Consider the following 18,028-nt stretch of genomic DNA (forward strand, 5'->3'; position numbering starts at 1 on the left):
AGCGCCGCTGGCCCTTGCCGTCAGCGCTCCGGAATTCGTCTTTTCGATGCCATCCTGAGCATCAGATACAGAAACAGAATCGGCCAGAAAACGCAGACCAGAAGCCCGGCCACGCGGTACATGTTCCAAGGTGCATGCGCCTGCAATCCTTCAAGGTAGGTCATCCCCACGAGAAAAAACGCCGTCAGGCCATAGGCGACACCGGCAACGTATAACCAGGACATGCAACCGCCCTCCGCGACGCGCCACAACCAAAACCAGGAAATAGCAGCAGCGAACCTATACCACCGGAAGTAACATTTTGAAACGAAGAGTTAACTTTAAGCGGGGGCATGGTTAACCGAACCGAGGATCGTTTCGGTTCTCGGCGGATGCCCGGACATTACCGTCCTTGTCCTCATGCATGAAAGGACTTGAGCCGCCAAAGGCTCCTTAGCGGCTACCCTCGCGCGCCACGAACAGCAGGTCGAAACCGCGAAACTCCCGGCGCGCGATCGATTTGCGTAGCGCCGTCCAGATTGCCGAGGGATTGTCGAGGCGGAAGCCCTTCAGACTACGGATCAATCCGATAGTGGCGGTCATGGTGCGAAGGACGCGCGACAGCCTGGAGCCCGTCAGCGACGCAAACAGGATCTGCGGATGAACCGCCAGCAGCACGCCGGCCGTCCGCATCCGATCGATCGTGCGGAACTGGTCCAGCGCGCGATACTCGTAACCTTCGATGTCGATCTTGAAACAGAGCCTTTCGGTCCGCGCCATGTCCTGAAGGGCTGCGATCGTCACGGTGCGCGCACGGATCGCCTCGCCGTCGTCGTCGGCGATCAGGGCCGATGTTTCGGAGCTGCCGAAACCGCCACCGACGGAATGCAGCACGAGAACGTCATCCTCCGATAGCGCTGCATTGATGACCCGCACTTCGCCGCAATTCTCCGGCTGCATTTCCTTGAGGATGCCGAAACAGACAGGATCGGGCTCGACCGTGATGACGTTGTCGGCAATCTGCGCCGCCCAATAGGGCGTCACGCCGATCCAGCCGCCGATGTCGATGAAAGTCGTCTTGGCGTCGACCAGGCGCGCGATGTTCTGGAACGTGCAAGGCTCCCAGTCGCCGTTCTGCAGCCGCGCGAAAAAGTGCTTCTTTTCCGGCTTGTCGGGAAACTGAACGGTCTTGTGGAAATAGGTGATCGAACGCATGGCGTTTCTCTAACCCATATCCGGACGAAGCGGAATGGATTTTGCGAAGGGCTCATATGACCGAGGCGAATGGCTGCCCCGGCACATCGCCGCCTGCATTTTCGTGAAGGTTCGCCCGTACAAGAGAGGTGCCGCCGTCAGGCGTCCACCGGCTCCATCGAGCCGCGGGCCTCGCTGAGCTCCGCCGTCGTTTGCGCGAGGCGGTCGGCGAGAACGCGCATGATTTCCACCGCCATCTCGGGGAAATCGGCCAGAAGCTTGAGGAAATCGTCCTTGCGGATGCGCAGGGCCTCGAGCGGCGTGCTGGTGCGCACCGTCGCGGTGCGTGGCGTGTTGCAGAGAATGGCGATTTCGCCGACGATCGAATTCTGCTCGACTTCGGCGATCTTGAAAGGCCCACCCGCCGTATTGATGAGCACCTCCGCCTTGCCGGAAAGAATGACATAGGCCGCGTCGCCGATGTCACCCTGATAGAACAGCGCTTCACCAGCGCTGTACATGACCCTGTCGGACGTGAAGGCCAGAAGTTTCAGCTTTGCCGGCGGCAATCCCGAGAACAGGGTTATTCGGCGCAGCATTTCGACTTCATCTTTGAGCAACATCACAATCCGTGTCTCCGAGTTCCCGTCGGGGGCAACTTGCCTCCCGCATCGCGGCGGGACCATATGCTCGTGCCCTGACATTAATATTACATCAAGATGCCATTTCCTTGTAGTCAGGTCGTTCATCCACATTGGCGTCGTGCAGTAGGCGCCCGTTTTCGAACCGGGCGACGCGATCGAAGAGGTCCGCCAGCGCCGGATTGGCGAGAACCCAGATGACCGCCGGATCGCGCCCGCCCTGATCGAGCATCGCAAAGACGTTGCGGACGACCTGTTCCTGGACGCGCTGGTCGAGCGCCAGGAGCGGTTGATTGAAGATGTAGTAATCGCAATTGCGGATCAGCGCGCGCGCAAGGTCGAGCTTCTGCCGCTGCGCGGCCGTCAGCCGCTTGCCGCCGGCGCCGACATTGAAGTCGAAGCCGAAAGCAAGCACTTCGTTGTAGAGACCGCCCGCCTCGAAGAGATCCCGGACGATCGCGCGGATTTTCTCCGAGCCGTCGGCGTGTTTGTGACCGATACGTCCAAAGAGCACGTTGTCGATAATGCTGCCGGACGCGATGAATCGGTTCGGGCGGTAGTGCTCGATCATCCCGGCGAGATCGGCCGGCAGGCCTTCGTCGAACTCGCGCCGGGCGGCGACGATCTTCGCCATGACCTCATCGGTCAAAAGACCGAAACGGTGCCGCGGCTCGATGTAATCGAAGCACAGCCTGATCACCTTGATCTGGTCGTCCTCGGAGACCTCGCCCTTGCCCTTCGTGCGTACCTTCTGGAGGATGGCCTCATAGACCGGGATTTCCTCGGCGGTCATGAAGGTCAACTGTTGGAAGAACGGGTGATCCGGCGGCAAGTCGCGGAACAGTTCGACGACGTTCTCGGCGATCTCGATGCCCATCTCATAAAAGGTGTCGCGCAGGCCGACCCGCTGCAGGATCGTCTTGAAGAACGGATGGTTCTCCAGCGCATCTGCCCACATCACCTGATCGGTGATGGTGCCGAAGAGCATGTTTTCGCCGATCGTCGCCTCGACATTGTAGGTCCCGGGCTCGAAGAACACGACGAGGTCGCTGAGCTTTTCCTTTTCGAGACGCTGCCGGAGCGCGCTGCGCATCTCGACGATGCCTGCGGCGAACTCCGCATGCTCGTGGGGATCGATGGTCGAGCGCACGGCCAGCGCCATGACGTCGTTGGTCAAAAGCACCGCGTCGAGAACCGGCCGGATCTGCACGAGCAGATCGTCCGGCCCGTTTGCCCCGGCGGATCCATAGTCGATCCAGTCGCTGTTGACGTCGAGATACGGGTTTCCGGCCAGCCGGGCTTCGGTCACCTCCCATTTGCGGTGCGTCGCACGCTCGCCCTCATAGATCTCGTCCGTGAGCGGCGCATGCTTCAGCCCGTAAAGGATGTTGTCACCGAGGCTGCCCTGGAAGACGTAGACGTCGGACGAGGCGTAGGCGATCCGTCGGCCGGTCACCGATTCCGGCAGTTCCAAGATGTCCTGGCCCCCGACGAGCACCTTGCCGCTTGCCGGCCAGACGAGCCGGCCGAAGGCCTCGGCGAGCACTTCGCCACCACCCATCAGCGCCACCTTCTCGCCGGGCTGGACCTGCAGCGAGACGTGGTCAAGCAGCGTCGAGCCGCCATCGTCGATCACCGTCAGATTGACGGCGGCAAGCGGGCCTGCGAGCGGCACGGCAGCGGTGGTTGCCACCGCCTGGACCTTGGGATCGAGCAGCGTGTCGACGCTGAACTGCTCGACCACCTGCGCATATTTCACCTGGACGTCCTGACGGGCCTGGTCCCAGTCGATCAGTTCCTTCAGCGGACCCGGCAGGTCCTTGTAGGCGCCGATGACGGCAACGAGCTGGCCGATGTCGAGGCGGCCCTGCAGGGCGAAATAGCCGCCGATCGCGTAAAACAGGAAAGGCGTGACCTGCGCGAGGAAGTTGTTGATGAACTTGACGAGGAATTTCCACTGGTAGAGGTCGTAGCGGATCTTGAAGATCCGGCCGAGCCGCGCCGCGATGTCGGCGCGCTCGTAGTTCGACGTATCGTGGCCACGGATCGCGCCGATGCCGTCGACGATTTCGCTGACGCGGCCGGAAAGCTCGCGCGCCGTCAACTGCCGTTCGCGCCCAAGCACAAGCAGCCGCTTGCGCATGCGCGGAATGATGACCGCCTGAACCGCGACGATCAGCGTTGCGATCAGCCCGAGCCAGAAGCTCTGCAGCAGGATGAACACGAGCGCCGTCAAGGCCTGGCCGCCGAGCAAGGCGGGCGAGACGAAGGCATCACCGGTGAAACCACCGAGCGGCTCGACCTCGTCCTTGATCATCGTCGCGATTTCGGCGGGCTTCACCCGCTTGAAATGGCTGGGCGGAAAACGCAGGACCCGGTCGACGAGTTCGAAACGGATGCGGCGCAAGAGCCGCTCGCCGAGCCGGCCCTTGAACGTGTTGATGTAGAATTTGAAGAGGCCGTTGACCACCACCAGCGCCAGGAACACCAGGCTGAGGGCGAGCAGCATACCTTCGCGGCCGAGCTGGAAGCCGTCAAAGACGTTGAACGTGCCCAAATACGGCAGGTCGAAGGATATCGGCAGGAAGGCCTGGGTGGCCTCCGGGCTGTCGAAGCCATCGCCCTGGATCGGCCCGTTGACGATCTGCTTCGGCAGATCGAACGACAGGAAGTAAGGGATCATCGACAGCGCGACGACAACCAGGATCCAAAGCTGGTCCTTGCGCGTGTGGGTCCAGATATAGCGGGAAAGGCGTGGTTCCATGTTACTGGCGATAGGACCTTATTGAACACGACTGCTGCTGGCGGGCCGGGTTGCCATATGTCCCCAGCACGCATCACTCTTCGGCGACACCTCCGGACGGGTACCCTAAGGCACGCTCCTGAAGGGACGCCTGCATATTCCGCCCGGCGCCGAATCCGGTTGATCGATTATGCAGGTGCGAGGGAAATCTGCAATGGACGCGGTTTCCAACAGGCGGCCTTGAAGTCAACCGGCAGAGGTCGACGCTCCCGAAAGCACACGCCGTTATTGCACTCGCTCGATGCGCAGCTTACAACGACCGCATGAAACAAACCAGCCATCCCCCCTGCCAAACCAACGATTGGTACGAGCATGCCTTCGATCTCGCGCGTGGCATCGCCGCCTATACGCGCAGTCCGCTGATCGAAGGGATCGGCCGGGTGATCGCCAAACATCCAGACGCCCACATCGCCAATGCCTTCAACCACAAGCAGGTTGCCTGCAAGGTCTGGGCGCGCGATACGCTCTTTGAGGTGGCCGGCCCCTCCTACGGCAAGATCGCCATCCTCGGCGGCTGGTACGGCATTCTCGGCGCCATGCTGCTGGAAGACCAGCGCTTCGATGTGGCGGCAGTCGACAGCTTCGACATCGATCCGGACGTCGAAGCGGTGGCGCGGACGCTGAACGCGGCCTTTCCGGACAAGTTTCATGCCGTGACGGCGGACATGTATGCGATCGACTACGCGGCGCTCGCGGCAGACGTGGTGATCAATACGAGCTGCGAGCATATCGCAGACCTCAAGGCATGGCTCGATCGCATTCCGGCCGGTACGCGGGTGCTGCTCCAGTCCAACGACTATTTCAGCGAGCCGACGCATATCAACTGCGTGGCCTCGGTCGAAGAATTCGCCAAGCAGGCGGCACTGACGACCGTGGAGTTCGCCGGCGCGCTGCCGACCAAAAAATACACCCGCTTCATGCTGATCGGCACGGTCTGAACCGATCGAGATCGCACTTGTTTGCCGGGACAGCACCCGTGCGCTCCGGCACCGTTGTCTGTCGTCGGCCTCCACGGGTACCGCCGCCCCCCGACGTTCAGTCATGCGTCTCGGCGACCCTTGATTTCATCTCGTTCCAGAGCGACGACGCGGTTCCTGCGAACGCCTTGTAGCCTGCCTCAAACGGATGTCCGTCGTTATCAGGATAAAAGCGCTGCCCGGCCAGGATCGCATCCCGCAAGGCGTCAGTCGTTGCATCCACCGCACTACGATACGGCAGATCAAGCCGGCCGGCGACCTCCCGAATTTTGTCCTCGAGTGCGATCTGACGCTCGACACTGCGGATGAAGGCGGGATCGGCAACCGCCAGCTGGCCACCGCGCCGAAGGTGTTCGAAAACCACACGCTCCTTGGACGGAATCAGCAACAGTCCTACCCGTCCCCGTCCCTGCGCGGCCCAGTCGGCCGCAAAACGTTCAAAGTCCGCAAACATCGCCGCTGTCTCGGACGAGGCCAAATCGCTCATGCGACCGGCATCATCCACATAGCGCCTCGACACCGGTGGGATCCCGTCCGGGAACCGGTAATATTCGGACGCTTCATCGCTGCCCGTGCCAAAGAAGCGCGCATACAAGCTCGTCACACGGTCCTTTATCGCATATTGATAAGCGCTCAGAAGCGCGACGTTCTCGAACAGCTTCGTCTTGATGCTCGCCGATCGCGCCTTGGTGCATTGCGTATGGCTTCCGGTCGGACTGAAGAGAGCCTGCAGGTGAAGCCGTGCCTGCTCTGCAAGCCAGAAGTCGGAACGCGCGTTCATGATATCGCATGCCGAAAAAACGATCGCGAAGTCGTTGCCTGGGAAAATGGCGACGATCGCGCCTTTGGCTCCATTTGCCAGCGCGTCGTGGACGATCGCGTGGTAGGTGTAGATGCCGTAACTTCCGACACCAAAATTGTAGGTGTGTTCGCCGGTGATGGCCTGGAAGACGGCCGGCCAGGTCTGACCGCTTTCGACGTTGTTGCCATAGGTCATCGAGTCGCCGATTGCGGCGACTTGAAAGCCCTGCCGTGCGCCTGCCGGGTCGCGGAAGCCGTCCTCGTCAACGCCGGAAAGGGTAGGATCGAGACGATAGCCATACTTTTCGTCGATGCTTCGGTGCGACTGCGTTCCGATCGGAAACGGCGTGAACATGCGCAGCATTACCTCCCCGGCCCCCAATGCCAAGGTCACTGAGATCAACAGCGCGATCAGATTTCTCAACTGCCCCTCCTGCCTTACGCGCTCGACGCGCCGAAATCCCCTTGCATTGCTCTGCGGCCGCCGTTCATCGCGGGTGCCCCGCTGCCTCTACGCTCGCCAGCCGGCGCCGCTGCAGCGCACAGGCGATGCCGTGCGCGAGAGGCCGGCGGATGTTGGAGAGGTAGACAAGGCAGGAAAGCCGTACGGGAAACTCTTCGCCAAGAGTATGACCCAGTCCTGGCAAGACCTTGAGTTTAGTGCACACAGGAACCCAGGTTATCGTTCGGTGGAAATGCACTGCGTATATTCAGAATCAGTATTATTGATTTCACTAACATACCATTCCGGAGACAGCCAGCCGGGACACGCAGAACGCGAGGAAAATATCCAGGCTCCGTACATACTGGCAGATAGTCGAATGGTCGCCCGACCATTGGTTTGCCGAGCGACTTTTCTATTTCGGTGGTTCCGCTCAAGGGCGGCCTTCAGCGGAGACCGATGGGCACCACCGACTACGGCTAGCGGACCGTCTGAAGCCCCAGTATCTCCGCCGTTCTAGCGGCGCCGTTCAGGTCGAGTGGTGGGATCTCCGGCCTTGGCCGCGCCAGCATCGTCTCGACGTCGCGGGCCAGCCTCTCCGGTGTCACGTCCGCTTCTGGCAGAACGCCGGCAAGGCCGAGCTTTTCGAGCCTTTCGGCGCGCGTCGACTGCTCGGTCTCGCCGCCGGCGACGAAGGGAATGAGCAGCGACGCACAGCCGGCACGGAAGATATCGCAGACGGTGTTGTAGCCGGCCTGGGAAACCGAGAGCCGCGCACCCGACAGAAGGCTCGCAAAATCCTTGCGGAAGCGGAACAGATGCACGTTTGCGGGCGCTGCGGCGGCAAAGCCATCATAGTCGTCCTGCGGCAGGTTCGGCCCGGTGATCAGGCACCATTTCAGGTCGCCCGCAAGCAGCCCGGCCGCCTGTAGTGCCGCGCCGATCAGCTCCTTGCCGACCGCGCCGCCGCCAGCCGAAACAAGCACGTCGAACCTTTCAGCCGGAGGTTCAGGGGCATGGCCGGCGACAAGACCGGTATAGACGATCTTGTCTTCGATCTCCGCCGTATACGGATAGGTCTCCTCTAGCCGCGCAAAGGCAGGATCGCCATGCACGAGCACGAGGTCGAAATGCGCCCTGACAACGTCGAGGGTTTCTTCGGCGCGCCCGGGCTTCGTCCGCTCCTGCAGGATATCGCGCAGCGATGCGGCAACGAGGGGCCGCGGCTCCTGCTTCTCGATCACCTCCAGCAGCGGCATCAACTCGAAACGCATCTGGCGGCGGCCAAAGGGGAAGGCTTCGAAGATGACGATGTCAGGCTTGCAGGCAAGAAATGCCTCGATCAGCAGGTCGCGGCGCTCTTGCTTGAAAGCCTCGCTGACCGGGTTTCCCTCGCCATCGGCAAGTCCGCTAAACCCCTTGTCGCCAGCCAGCACCGGCGGCAGGGCCACGTGTTTCACATCGTTTGCGGGGAACCCCGGCACCGGGCTGCCGCCCGTCACGACGGTCACGTCATAGCCTTTGGCCGCCAAGGCGCTCGCGATCCGGCTTGCCCGCGCCAGGTGACCGATGCCGAGCAGGTGCTGTACGTAGAAGAAGACGCGACGTGCGGACATCAGGCGGCTCTCCATTCGCTGGCGAACAGGCCGGCGAGTTGTTCGATGCTGGTGTGGTGGTCGAACTGGCCGCGAACCTTCCGCTCGGCCGCATCGCCGAACCTGTGGCGAAGTGCCGGATTGCGGATCAGTTCCTCAAGCGCGGCCGCAAGTGCCTGCGGATCCTCCGACGGAACGACACGGCCGTTTTCGCCGTCCTCGAGGAGTTCCGGAACGCCGGATATCGCCGTCGAGACGCAGGCCAGCCGCTGGCTCGATGCTTCGACAAGCACGTTCGGCAACCCGTCCCGATCGCCGTCCGCGGTGATCCGGCAGGCAAGCGCAAAGATGTCGCTTGCCCGATAGTGCGCAAGCACATCGGTCTGGTCGAGCGCGCCCTTCCAGACAATACGGTCGGAGACGCCGAGCTCCGTGGCGAGCGTCTTCAATTGGCCGGTCAGTTCGCCGGCGCCGATATGCTCGAACCGCCAATGAAGCTCTGCCGGCAGCTTGGCCAGCGCCTTCAGCAACACGTCGTAGCCCTTTTTTCCAACGGCACGGCCGACGCTGACGATGCGGACGGGATCGGCCGGATCGGAACCGGTGCGATTGGAATGCGTGCCGTCGAAATGCGGGAAGCGGTCGAGGTCGAGGCCATGATAGCTCAGATGTACTCTCGATTTGTCGCTGGCAAGGCTGCGGAGATGCTCGTACCCCATGCGTGTGCAGGTTACCGTCCAGCGCGCAAGGCCGAGCTTTTCGGACAGTTCCCAGTCGGGCGAGGTCCAGATGTCCTTTGCATGCGCCGAACAGGTCCAGGGCGTGCCAGCGATCACGCTGGCATAGGCCGTCACCGAAGCAGGGGTATGGATGAAGTGCGCGTGCAGCCAGCGCGGCTGTCCAGGCCATTCGGAGGCGAGCACCAGCGCCTGGCCGAGCCGGCGAAAGCGGTTGCGGCTGAAATCGCGCGGCAGGTCCTTGAGGAACAGACCCAGGACGCGCCAGAATCCGGGTTTCGGCAGACAGCGCACGAGCCCGCGCAGAACCCTTAGCGGCTCCTCATGCAGATATTCCGGCAGATAGTGGACGTCGGCGCGGATTTCGTCATGCACCGGGTGGCGCTTGCCGTCCGTTGGACGCCGAAGCGAGATCAGGACGAGTTCTATCCCGGCGCGCTCGAGGCCAAGCAGTTCCTGGGCGATGAATGTTTCCGAAAGACGCGGGTAGCCCTTCAGCACGACTGCAATCTTGCGGTCTGTCGGCAATGCTTCAGCTCGATTTCTTCACGATGTTCAGGTGGTCGCTCGACGGCCGATCGAGCCATCTGCCGACGATCTCGGAGATGTGCACGAGGCCTTCCAGCCGCAGGCCGTTGGCGCTGCTTTTCGACGGTGGCTCACGATAAGGCAGCGCCCTCAGCGCCGCCGCCAGCCGCAACGGATCCTCCGCCTCGTCCGGCAGGAGCATCTCGATCAGCCCCAGCTCGGCAGCCCGGCGCGCGCGGATCAGTTGCTCCTCGCGCGGCTGGATGCGCGGCACGATCAGCGCCGGCTTGTCGAAGGAGAGGATTTCGCAATAGGTGTTGTAGCCGCCCATGGCGACGACGCCCTTGGCGCCGGCAATGAGCTCTTCCATGCGATTGTCGAACTCGATGATCTTGATATAGGGGATCTTGCTGCCCTTGCGGATCAGCTTTTCCCGCTTCTTGACCGGCATGTAGGGTCCTAGCACGATCAGCGCCTTGTGCGTGAGCTCCGGATCCTGCTGATAGGCATGGATGACGTCGTGGATCAGGTCCGCCCCATCTCCGCCGCCGCCAGTGGTGACGAGGATGTAGTCGCCCTGAGGCTTATGACCCGGCAATTCCTCGCGCGGGACGCTGCGCTGCAGAAAACCGACGAAGTTCATGCGCTCGCGCACCGCGGGCGGCACGTCGAGTTCGGTCAGGGGGTCGTAGAAATCAGGCGGGCCGTAGACCCAGATCGTGTCGTAGTACTGCTCGATCTTGCGCATGGTATCGCGCCGCTTCCACTCTGCCTCGAGCAGGTGCGGCGCATCCATGACCTCACGCAGGCCGAGGACGAGCGTCGTGCCGTGCGCTTTCAGATAGGTCAGCGTTTCCTCGACCTCGCCGCGCAGGCCCATCGGCTCCTTGTCGACGATGAAGATGTCCGGCTTGAAGGTCTCTGCCGTATGGCGAATGATCGCCTGGCGCATCTTCAGCGTTTCATCGAGTTCGATATGGCGGTCGAGCGAGGTGTAGTCGCCATTATGCAGCTTGATCACGCTCGGGATCTTCACGAAATCCACGCGCGCGCGATAGTCGAACGCGCCGGCAATCGTCGCCCCGGAAATGATCAGGATGTTCAAGCCGCGATAGTCTTCCACCAGCGAATGCGCGATCGTGCGGCAGCGCCTGAGGTGTCCGAGCCCGAACGTGTCATGGCTATACATGAGGATCCGGGCATCTTCAAAACGCCGCATCATGCAAGAAACCTTTCACTCAGGGTACGATGAACCGTTTCACGCGGGCCGTATGGCTGCGTCAAACCGGGCTTCATTTGTAGGGATCCGCCGCGTCACGCAACCCATCTCCCAAGAAGTTGAACGCCAAAATCACAAGAATGACCGGAATTGTGGGAAATAGGAGCCAGGGATAGAAGGCAATGACGCTGACGCTTTTCGCCTCCGTCAGCAGAATGCCCCAGCTGGTGATCGGCGGCCTGAGACCGAGGCCAAGGAAGCTGAGCGCCGTTTCCCCGAGGATCATGCCGGGAATAGAGATGGTCGCGGTGGCGATCAGATGCGACATGAAACCGGGCACGAGGTGCCGGCCGATGATGCGGCTGCTCCTTGCACCCATGAGCTGGGCCGCAAGCACATAGTCTTCTTCACGCAAGGCCAGCAGCTTCGAGCGGACAGCGCGCGCAAGCCCGGTCCAATCGAGCAGGCCGAGGATGATCGTGATCGCCAGATAAATGAAGATCGGACTCCAGGTCGCCGGCATGATCGCCGCCAGCGACAGCCAGAGCGGGATGCTCGGGATCGATTGCAGCACCTCGATGACACGCTGGACGATGAGATCGAAGACGCCGCCGTGGTAGCCGGCAAGACCGCCGATGACGATACCGAGCACGAAGCTGACGGTAATGCCGAGAAGGCCGATCGTCAGCGAAATCCGCGCGCCATAGATGATGCGCGACAGCACGTCGCGCCCGAGGCGGTCCGTTCCGAGGAAGAAGGCCTCGCCGCCCGTTGCCGGGCAGACGAAATGCACGTTGCTTTCGAACAGCCCCCAGAAGCGATAGCCGTCGCCGCGGCAGAAGAAGCGAAGCGGCTGCACATCCTTGGTATCGTCGGCGTAGTTGCGCTTCAGCGTATCCATGTCCAGCGTCATCGTGCGGCCATAGACGAAGGGACCGACGAACTTGCCCTCATGGAAGAGATGCACCGCCTGCGGCGGCGCATAGATATAGTCCATGTTGCGGGTGTGCAGGTTATAGGGCGCCAGAAACTCGCAGACGACGATCATCAGGTAGAGCGCGACGAGAAAGACGCCGGACGCAAGCGCCAGCTTGTGACGGCGGAATTTCCACCACATCAGCCGCAGCTGCGAAGCCTGGTTGACGCGCACCTGCTCGTCCGTCATCGCCTCGACGGAATAGGGATCGAACGGAGCCGTCGATACGTAGTGCGGCATGGGCTCGCCGGGCGCCGGAAGAAATGACGTCACTTGGTGCTCCTGCCTTGCAGCCGAATTCGAGGATCAAGAATGGCGAGCGCGATGTCGGAGATCAACACGCCGATCACCGTCAGGAAGGCCAGGAACATCAGGAACGACCCGGCAAGATACATGTCCTGGCTCTGCAACGCCTTGATCAACATCGGGCCGGTGGTCTCGAGCGAAAGCACGATCGCGGTGATTTCCGCGCCGGAGATGATCGCCGGCAGGATCGAACCGATATCCGAGATGAAGAAGTTCAGCGCCATGCGCAACGGATATTTCACCAGCGTGCGCATCGGCGAAAGCCCCTTGGCGCGTGCCGTCACCACATACTGTTTCTGCAACTCGTCAAGCAGGTTGGCGCGCAGGCGCCGGATCATGCCGGCGGTTCCCGCCGCGCCGACGATGATGACCGGAATCCAGATGTGTTCGAGGATCGATTTCGCCTTTTCCCAACTCATGGGTTCAGCGAGATATTTCTGGTCCATCAGGTGGCCGATGGAAATCCCGAACCAGATGTTGGCGAAGTACATCAGGATCAGCGCCAGCATGAAGTTGGGGATGGCGATGCCGATCAGGCCCATCAGCGACAGGCCATAGTCGCCCCAGCTGTACTGATGGGTCGCCGAGTAGATGCCGATCGGGAAAGCGATCAGCCAGGTGAAGATGATGGTGACGAAGGAAACGAGGATCGTCAGCCACAGGCGGTCGCCGACGACGGCGCTCACCGGAAGCTCGTATTCGAAGGAATAGCCGAAATCGCCCTGCAGCATGCCGCCGAGCCAGTAGACGTAGCGCAGCACCGGCGGCTGATCGAAGCCGTACTCCTTCCGGAGCGCCTCGATCTGCTCCATGTCGACGCCTTCGCCCTGCGCCTTGATCTCGGCAACATAGCTTTCGAAGTAGTCACCCGGCGGCAGCTCGATGATGGTGAAGACAAGAGCGGAAATGATGAGGAGGGTCGGAACCATCGCCGCGATACGCCAGAGAATATATCGCAGCATGTCAGCCTTCCTGTTCGATCCAGAAGGTGTCGGGTTTGTAGACACCGAAATAGCACGTGGGGTCGAAGCCGTAGAGCGCAGTGTCGGGCACGTTCCTCAGCTTCTTTGCCACGAGGATCGGCTGGAGCGAGGCGTTGACGATGCCGATCGAGAACACCTGGTCGGTGTAGATCGAGAGCATCCGGCTCCAAATCTCCGTCCGCTCGGCATCCTCGGCCGAATGCCGCCAGCGCTGCAGCAGTTCCGTCAGTTCGACGGCTGCCGGAAGGTCCGGGGCCTGGCCCATTTCGCCGTGGGAAAGATAATTCAGCCCCCAGACCGGCCATTGCAGCTGGTCGTCCGCGGTCGGCGCAAGCTGGCCGGGGTTCATGCTGGCCGTCGGCACGCCGTTGTCTATGCCGAACCACATCGACATGATGATCTCGCCACCGACGGCGCGGCTGCGGAACGTGTCGCGTTGCGAGGTCCGGATGAAGAGCGATATCCCAACCTTCTGCCAGTAGTCGGTGATGAGCTGCAGCACGTCCGTCTCGAGTGTGCTTTCCCCGGCCGTTTCCACGACGATCTGCGCTGCGCGGCCGTCGGAGAGAATACGGATGCCGTCGCTGCCCTTGTTCGTAAGGCCTGCCTCGTCGAGCAGCGCATTGGCCTGTTCCGGATCGTGGGCGACCCAGGCACTGGCAAACTCGGGCCGGAAGAGCGGGCTGTCCGGCAGAATCGTATCGGCGCTTTCCTTCGTCAGGCCGTAGAACACCGCCTTGTTGATTTCGGTACGGTCGATCGCAAGCGACAGCGCGCGGCGAACGCGCACATCCTGCAGCAGCGCCCGCCAGACCTCATCCGAGCAGTTGAGATTGGGAAGCAGCGCCAGGCGCGAGCCCTGCGTCTTCTTCCACAGAAGCACCTTCACCGGATAGCGCTTCTCGGAATCCTTGAGGAAGGTGTAGTCGACGAAGTCGATACTGGTCGCCTGCAAGTCGCTCTCGCCGGTGCCGGTCTTGGCCGGGATCAGCGCCGAGGAGCTGACGCTAAGCACGAACTTGTCGATATAAGGTAGCTGCAGGCCGTTCTCGTCGACGCGATGATAGTAGGGATTGCGCTCGAAGACGAATTGTTCGGCCGGAAGCGGCGTCGTGTTGCGCCAGGGGTCCAGCGTCGGCAGGTCCGGGTTTTCCGGGCGGTAGGAACGGGCCATGCGCATGTGCAGCTGGCTCCATTTCTTCACCCGCTCCTCCTTCATCAGCGCCTTGAGCTTGTCTTCTTCCTGATACTTCTCATGGAACTGTTTCAGGTAGGCCGACGGCATCACCACCACCATCGGCTGGGGGGCGGCGAGCTTCTGCAGGAAGTCAGGATTGGGTGTCGACCAGGAATAGCGCACCGTGCGTTCGTCGATGATCTCGAACTTGGCGGCCTCGCCATCCATGACCAGCGCCGTCGGCAGCCCGGCCGGACTCAGCTTCTCGTTGTTGAGAACGTCGTCCCAGCAATAGCGGAAATCCTCCGACGTCAGCGGCGTGCCGTCGGACCACTTGTGGCCTTCACGGATGTGGAAGGTGAAGATGCGGTCCTCGACCGTTTCGAAGCTTTCGAGAACGTCCGCTTCGATCTTCAGCGCTTCGTCGAAGCCGACCAGACGGGCATAGCCGTAGATGGTCATCAGGCGGATGTCCTTGGCGCTGCCGATCAGCATCCGCACCTCGCCGCCGTACTTGCCGGGCTGGCGCCCCATGGCCGCGACGTTGATGACACGCGGCGTCTTCGGCAGGCGCTCGGCCAGCGGCGGCAGCTTGCCGTCGGCAATCTGCTTTTCCCAGAATGCGGGCTCGCCTGCAGCTGCAAAGAGCCGCGTCGGCAGAGCCACAGTCGCAAGCAATGCCAATACAGTTCGGCGGGTGATCATGGCCGCAACTCCCTTGCATCCACGGATCGGCGCGCCAGCACGATGTGGTCACCACCGAGATCCGCGGGGATCAGCGCGTCGCCGGCATCATCGTCCCGGAACTGCGCTCCCCAACGCCGCATGTCCGAACCTTCGCTGTCCTTCAGCAGTTCGAAATCCAGCGGCCGGTCGAGATCCGGATAAGGAACCGCCGCGAGCAGCGACTTGGTATAGGGATGAACAGGATTGCGCATCAGCACCTCGCGCGGCGCCAGCTCGACGATACGCCCTGCACACATCACGGCGATGCGGTCGGCCATATAGTCGACGACAGCCAGATTGTGCGAGATGAACAGGCAGGTCAGCCCCAGCTCCTTCTGCAGGTCCTTCAGCAGATTGAGGATCTGCGCCTGGACGGAGACGTCGAGCGCGGACACCGGCTCGTCGCAGATTAGCAGCTCCGGCACCAGCGCCAGTGCGCGCGCGATCCCGATGCGCTGGCGTTGACCGCCCGAGAAGGAATGCGGGTAGCGGTTGATGAAGCGCTGGTCGAGACCGACGGCCTGCAGCAGCGAACGCACCGTTTCTTCGCGCGATTTGCCCGTTCCGCGCCCGTGGATCTCGAGCGGCTCGCTGAGGATGTTCTTGACCGTCATGCGCGGCGAGAGCGAGGAGACCGGATCCTGGAAGACCATCTGGATCTTGGACCGCATGGCCTTAAGGTCGTCGCCCTGCACTTTCAGCACATCGACCGGCCCCTCGCCATTGTCGAAGATCACCGAGCCCTGGTCGGGCGTGACGGCCCGCATCAGGATCTTGCTGACGGTGGTCTTGCCGCAGCCGCTTTCCCCGACGAGGCCGAGGCACTCGCCACGGCGGATATCGAAACTGACATCGTCGACGGCGCGATGCAGCGTATCTTCGCCACCACCGAACCAGGACGATTTGCGCGTTCCATAGGTCTTCGAGACATTGCGGACGGACAAAAGCACGTCGGGACCGGTGCGCCGGTCGGCGGCCGAGGTCCCGAGCAGCGTTCCGGCCTTGACCGGCACTTCGCGCAGTGCCTTCAGCCGCTCGCCGGGCTTCATGTCGAAATGCGGAACCGCGGCCATCAGGCCCTTGAGATAGGGATGCTGCGGGTTGCGGAAGATCGCCTCGACCGGACCCGCTTCGACGATCTGGCCGTGATAGATCACCACAACCTCGTCGGCCATGTTGGCGACGACGCCAAGGTCATGGGTGATCAGCAGCATGGCCATGTTGAGTTTGACCTGAAGCTCGCGCAGGAGTTTCAGGATCTGGGCCTGAACGGTCACGTCGAGCGCCGTCGTCGGCTCGTCGGCGATCAACAGCGCCGGCCGGCAGATCAATGCCATGGCAATCATCGCGCGTTGCCGCATGCCGCCGGAAAGCTCGAACGGATACATGTCGTAGGCGCGCTTCGGATTGGCAAAGCCCACATAGCCGAGCAGCTCTTCCGTTCGCGCCCGACGTTCCGCCTTTTCCGCGTCGGTGTGGATCTTCAGCACTTCGGAAATCTGGTTTCCGATCGTGTGGAGCGGCGACAGCGATGTCATCGGCTCCTGGAAGATCTTGCTGATGCGCGTGCCGCGCAGGCTGCGGATCTCCTCCCCTTCCCGCTCCAGCGAGAGCAGGTCGATCGGCTTTGCAGCCGTCGTCGGGTCGTTGAACAAAATTTTGCCACCAACCTTGGCGACGTTGGGCAAGATGCCCATCACCGCCTGGCTGATTGCGGATTTCCCCGATCCGGACTCGCCGACGAGCGCCGTCACCTTGCCGGGCAAAATTCTGAAATTCGCGTTATTGACGGCTTGAACTTCGCCGCCGAGCACCGAGAATGTGATCCGCAGACCTTCAACTCGAAGCAGGTCCGCCCCAGATGTCATAGCAGCACGCTTCCCTCATTGCTTTTTATCCGCCGCCTCTAAAAAAAGACTAGCGCAGCTTCCAAGGGCTGTCCAGCACACCCGGTTGCAGACGAGGCTCTACCCACCTGCATCTTCAGATGGTTAGAACGAAGGGCAGGCACCGCCCTTCAACACGTCGGCGCAATTGGCCGAGCGTCGGAAGTCGTCGTAAAACAGTGTCCAGTCGGTTTTATCGGCCGCCCGGTAGGGGCCGAACTTGAAGTACTGGTTCTTGCCGAGCCCCTTGTCGTCGTGACCGATATGGCCCGTCACCGTGATGATCGGCTTGTCGTTGGCGAAGAGTTCGATGCGACCCGTGCCATTGGCTCCCGGCAGCGTGTAGATCGCGAAATCGATCCAGCCGGACTTCGGGTCGGGCAACGGATTGCCGTGGTTCGTCACCTTGATCGCATCGGTGCATGCATTGAAGAGACTGCCGTCGATCAGCTCCCAGTTGCTGTCTGCGGCGACCAGCATGCGCATCTGGTTGACGCCCGGCCGCCCCCATACGGGGATCTCGCCCGGTTTGCAGCTCGCCGGCTTCCCCTCAGGACCGGCCCAGAGCGGCGCGATATAGTTCGTTTCCACAGTGGCGAAAAGTTTGCCGGCCTCGAGCCTCAAGGCAAGGAACGGGCTGAAATCGCCCTCGGCACCCGGATCGATCTCGCGCTTCCACTGGGCGATCAGATAACGATGGTCCTCATTCGGGATCGGGTCGGCAAACTTGACCGCGAAACCATACCAGACGCCCTGGTCGTATGGCACGCGCAGCGCCGTCTTTTCCCAGATCTCGGCCCGCTCGCTGCAACCGTCGAGCGAATCGGGACAGGTCGGAACGACGCTCAGCTTGAGCGCGCCATTACCGTTATGCTTGACCTCGTTCTGAAACTCCACCGTGCCGGCGGTCTGCTCGAAGTTCTCGCGATAGTAGAGCCCGCCCTCAGGCGCAAAATCCCGCCCCTCGAAGTCGTCGGAAAGCTTGGTTTCCCATGGCTGCGCCATCGCGCTCCCGGCCATGACGATGGAAGCGACGAAAAGGACGGTGCGAAACATTC

The 18,028-nt window shown here is 61.8% G+C and carries 14 protein-coding genes; 1 reads left to right on the forward strand and 13 read right to left on the reverse strand.

The window, feature by feature from the left end:
* Positions 1-20 precede the first annotated feature (20 nt).
* From IB263_RS26780 to IB263_RS26795, 4 genes are all read right to left on the reverse strand, one after another.
* Positions 21-224, reverse strand: coding sequence for a hypothetical protein (locus tag IB263_RS26780; protein WP_034799207.1), 204 nt, complete (start codon positions 222-224; stop codon positions 21-23).
* 208 nt (positions 225-432) lie between these two features.
* Complete coding sequence (locus IB263_RS26785) at positions 433-1,194, reverse strand: FkbM family methyltransferase (RefSeq protein WP_192439257.1); 762 nt, start codon at positions 1,192-1,194, stop codon at positions 433-435.
* Positions 1,195-1,331: 137 nt separating this feature from the next.
* Positions 1,332-1,796, reverse strand: coding sequence for a cyclic nucleotide-binding domain-containing protein (locus IB263_RS26790; RefSeq protein WP_034799203.1), 465 nt, complete (start codon positions 1,794-1,796; stop codon positions 1,332-1,334).
* 91 nt (positions 1,797-1,887) lie between these two features.
* Complete coding sequence (locus IB263_RS26795; RefSeq protein ID WP_034799202.1) at positions 1,888-4,578, reverse strand: ABC transporter transmembrane domain-containing protein; 2,691 nt, start codon at positions 4,576-4,578, stop codon at positions 1,888-1,890.
* 302 nt (positions 4,579-4,880) lie between these two features.
* Between IB263_RS26795 and IB263_RS26800 the strand changes: the two genes are divergently transcribed.
* Complete coding sequence (locus tag IB263_RS26800) at positions 4,881-5,555, forward strand: class I SAM-dependent methyltransferase (protein WP_090426417.1); 675 nt, start codon at positions 4,881-4,883, stop codon at positions 5,553-5,555.
* 97 nt (positions 5,556-5,652) lie between these two features.
* On the opposite strand, the gene IB263_RS26805 is transcribed toward IB263_RS26800, so the two are convergent.
* The 9 genes from IB263_RS26805 to IB263_RS26845 form a co-directional block, all read right to left on the reverse strand.
* Entirely contained in the window at positions 5,653-6,819 is a 1,167-nt protein-coding gene (locus tag IB263_RS26805) for a hypothetical protein (protein WP_089043717.1), read from the reverse strand.
* 497 nt (positions 6,820-7,316) lie between these two features.
* Entirely contained in the window at positions 7,317-8,453 is a 1,137-nt protein-coding gene (locus tag IB263_RS26810) for a glycosyltransferase family protein (protein ID WP_177235716.1), read from the reverse strand.
* A complete protein-coding gene (locus IB263_RS26815; RefSeq protein ID WP_034799194.1) occupies positions 8,453-9,697 on the reverse strand; it encodes a glycosyltransferase family 4 protein in 1,245 nt (414 codons plus the stop codon). Before IB263_RS26815 ends, IB263_RS26810 begins: the two co-directional genes overlap by 1 nt.
* Positions 9,698-9,701: 4 nt before the next feature.
* Positions 9,702-10,919, reverse strand: a complete 1,218-nt coding sequence (locus IB263_RS26820) for a glycosyltransferase family protein (RefSeq protein ID WP_060521778.1) — start codon at positions 10,917-10,919, stop codon at positions 9,702-9,704.
* A gap of 70 nt (positions 10,920-10,989) precedes the next feature.
* Entirely contained in the window at positions 10,990-12,165 is a 1,176-nt protein-coding gene (locus IB263_RS26825; RefSeq protein ID WP_060539369.1) for an ABC transporter permease, read from the reverse strand.
* Positions 12,162-13,160 carry an ABC transporter permease gene (locus IB263_RS26830; protein ID WP_043613700.1) on the reverse strand — a complete coding sequence of 333 codons (999 nt, stop codon included), beginning with the start codon at positions 13,158-13,160 and terminating at the stop codon, positions 12,162-12,164. The genes IB263_RS26825 and IB263_RS26830 overlap by 4 nt, the downstream gene beginning before the upstream one ends.
* Position 13,161: 1 nt before the next feature.
* On the reverse strand, positions 13,162-15,063 hold the full coding sequence (locus tag IB263_RS26835; protein ID WP_060521779.1) for an ABC transporter substrate-binding protein: 1,902 nt from the start codon (positions 15,061-15,063) through the stop codon (positions 13,162-13,164).
* Positions 15,060-16,952 carry an ABC transporter ATP-binding protein gene (locus tag IB263_RS26840; RefSeq protein WP_060521780.1) on the reverse strand — a complete coding sequence of 631 codons (1,893 nt, stop codon included), beginning with the start codon at positions 16,950-16,952 and terminating at the stop codon, positions 15,060-15,062. The genes IB263_RS26835 and IB263_RS26840 overlap by 4 nt, the downstream gene beginning before the upstream one ends.
* Positions 16,953-17,075: 123 nt before the next feature.
* Positions 17,076-18,026, reverse strand: coding sequence for a polysaccharide lyase (locus IB263_RS26845; RefSeq protein WP_060521781.1), 951 nt, complete (start codon positions 18,024-18,026; stop codon positions 17,076-17,078).
* Between the last annotated feature and the right edge of the window lie 2 nt (positions 18,027-18,028).

It is taken from the genome of Ensifer sp. ENS03 (genome assembly GCF_014852035.1).
In the GTDB taxonomy this organism is placed as follows: Bacteria; Pseudomonadota; Alphaproteobacteria; order Rhizobiales; family Rhizobiaceae; genus Ensifer; species Ensifer adhaerens.

Excerpts from the sequence above, each read along its gene's own strand:
- IB263_RS26830 (WP_043613700.1), bottom strand. The coding sequence starts at position 13,160 with ATGCTGCGATATATTCTCTGGCGTATCGCGGCGATGGTTCCGACCCTC.
- IB263_RS26790 (WP_034799203.1), bottom strand. The coding sequence starts at position 1,796 with ATGTTGCTCAAAGATGAAGTCGAAATGCTGCGCCGAATAACCCTGTTC.
- IB263_RS26840 (WP_060521780.1), bottom strand. The coding sequence starts at position 16,952 with ATGACATCTGGGGCGGACCTGCTTCGAGTTGAAGGTCTGCGGATCACA.
- IB263_RS26795 (WP_034799202.1), bottom strand. The coding sequence starts at position 4,578 with ATGGAACCACGCCTTTCCCGCTATATCTGGACCCACACGCGCAAGGAC.
- IB263_RS26800 (WP_090426417.1), top strand. The coding sequence starts at position 4,881 with ATGAAACAAACCAGCCATCCCCCCTGCCAAACCAACGATTGGTACGAG.
- IB263_RS26785 (WP_192439257.1), bottom strand. The coding sequence starts at position 1,194 with ATGCGTTCGATCACCTATTTCCACAAGACCGTTCAGTTTCCCGACAAG.
- IB263_RS26835 (WP_060521779.1), bottom strand. The coding sequence starts at position 15,063 with ATGATCACCCGCCGAACTGTATTGGCATTGCTTGCGACTGTGGCTCTG.
- IB263_RS26780 (WP_034799207.1), bottom strand. The coding sequence starts at position 224 with ATGTCCTGGTTATACGTTGCCGGTGTCGCCTATGGCCTGACGGCGTTT.
- IB263_RS26810 (WP_177235716.1), bottom strand. The coding sequence starts at position 8,453 with ATGTCCGCACGTCGCGTCTTCTTCTACGTACAGCACCTGCTCGGCATC.
- IB263_RS26820 (WP_060521778.1), bottom strand. The coding sequence starts at position 10,919 with ATGATGCGGCGTTTTGAAGATGCCCGGATCCTCATGTATAGCCATGAC.
- IB263_RS26845 (WP_060521781.1), bottom strand. The coding sequence starts at position 18,026 with ATGTTTCGCACCGTCCTTTTCGTCGCTTCCATCGTCATGGCCGGGAGC.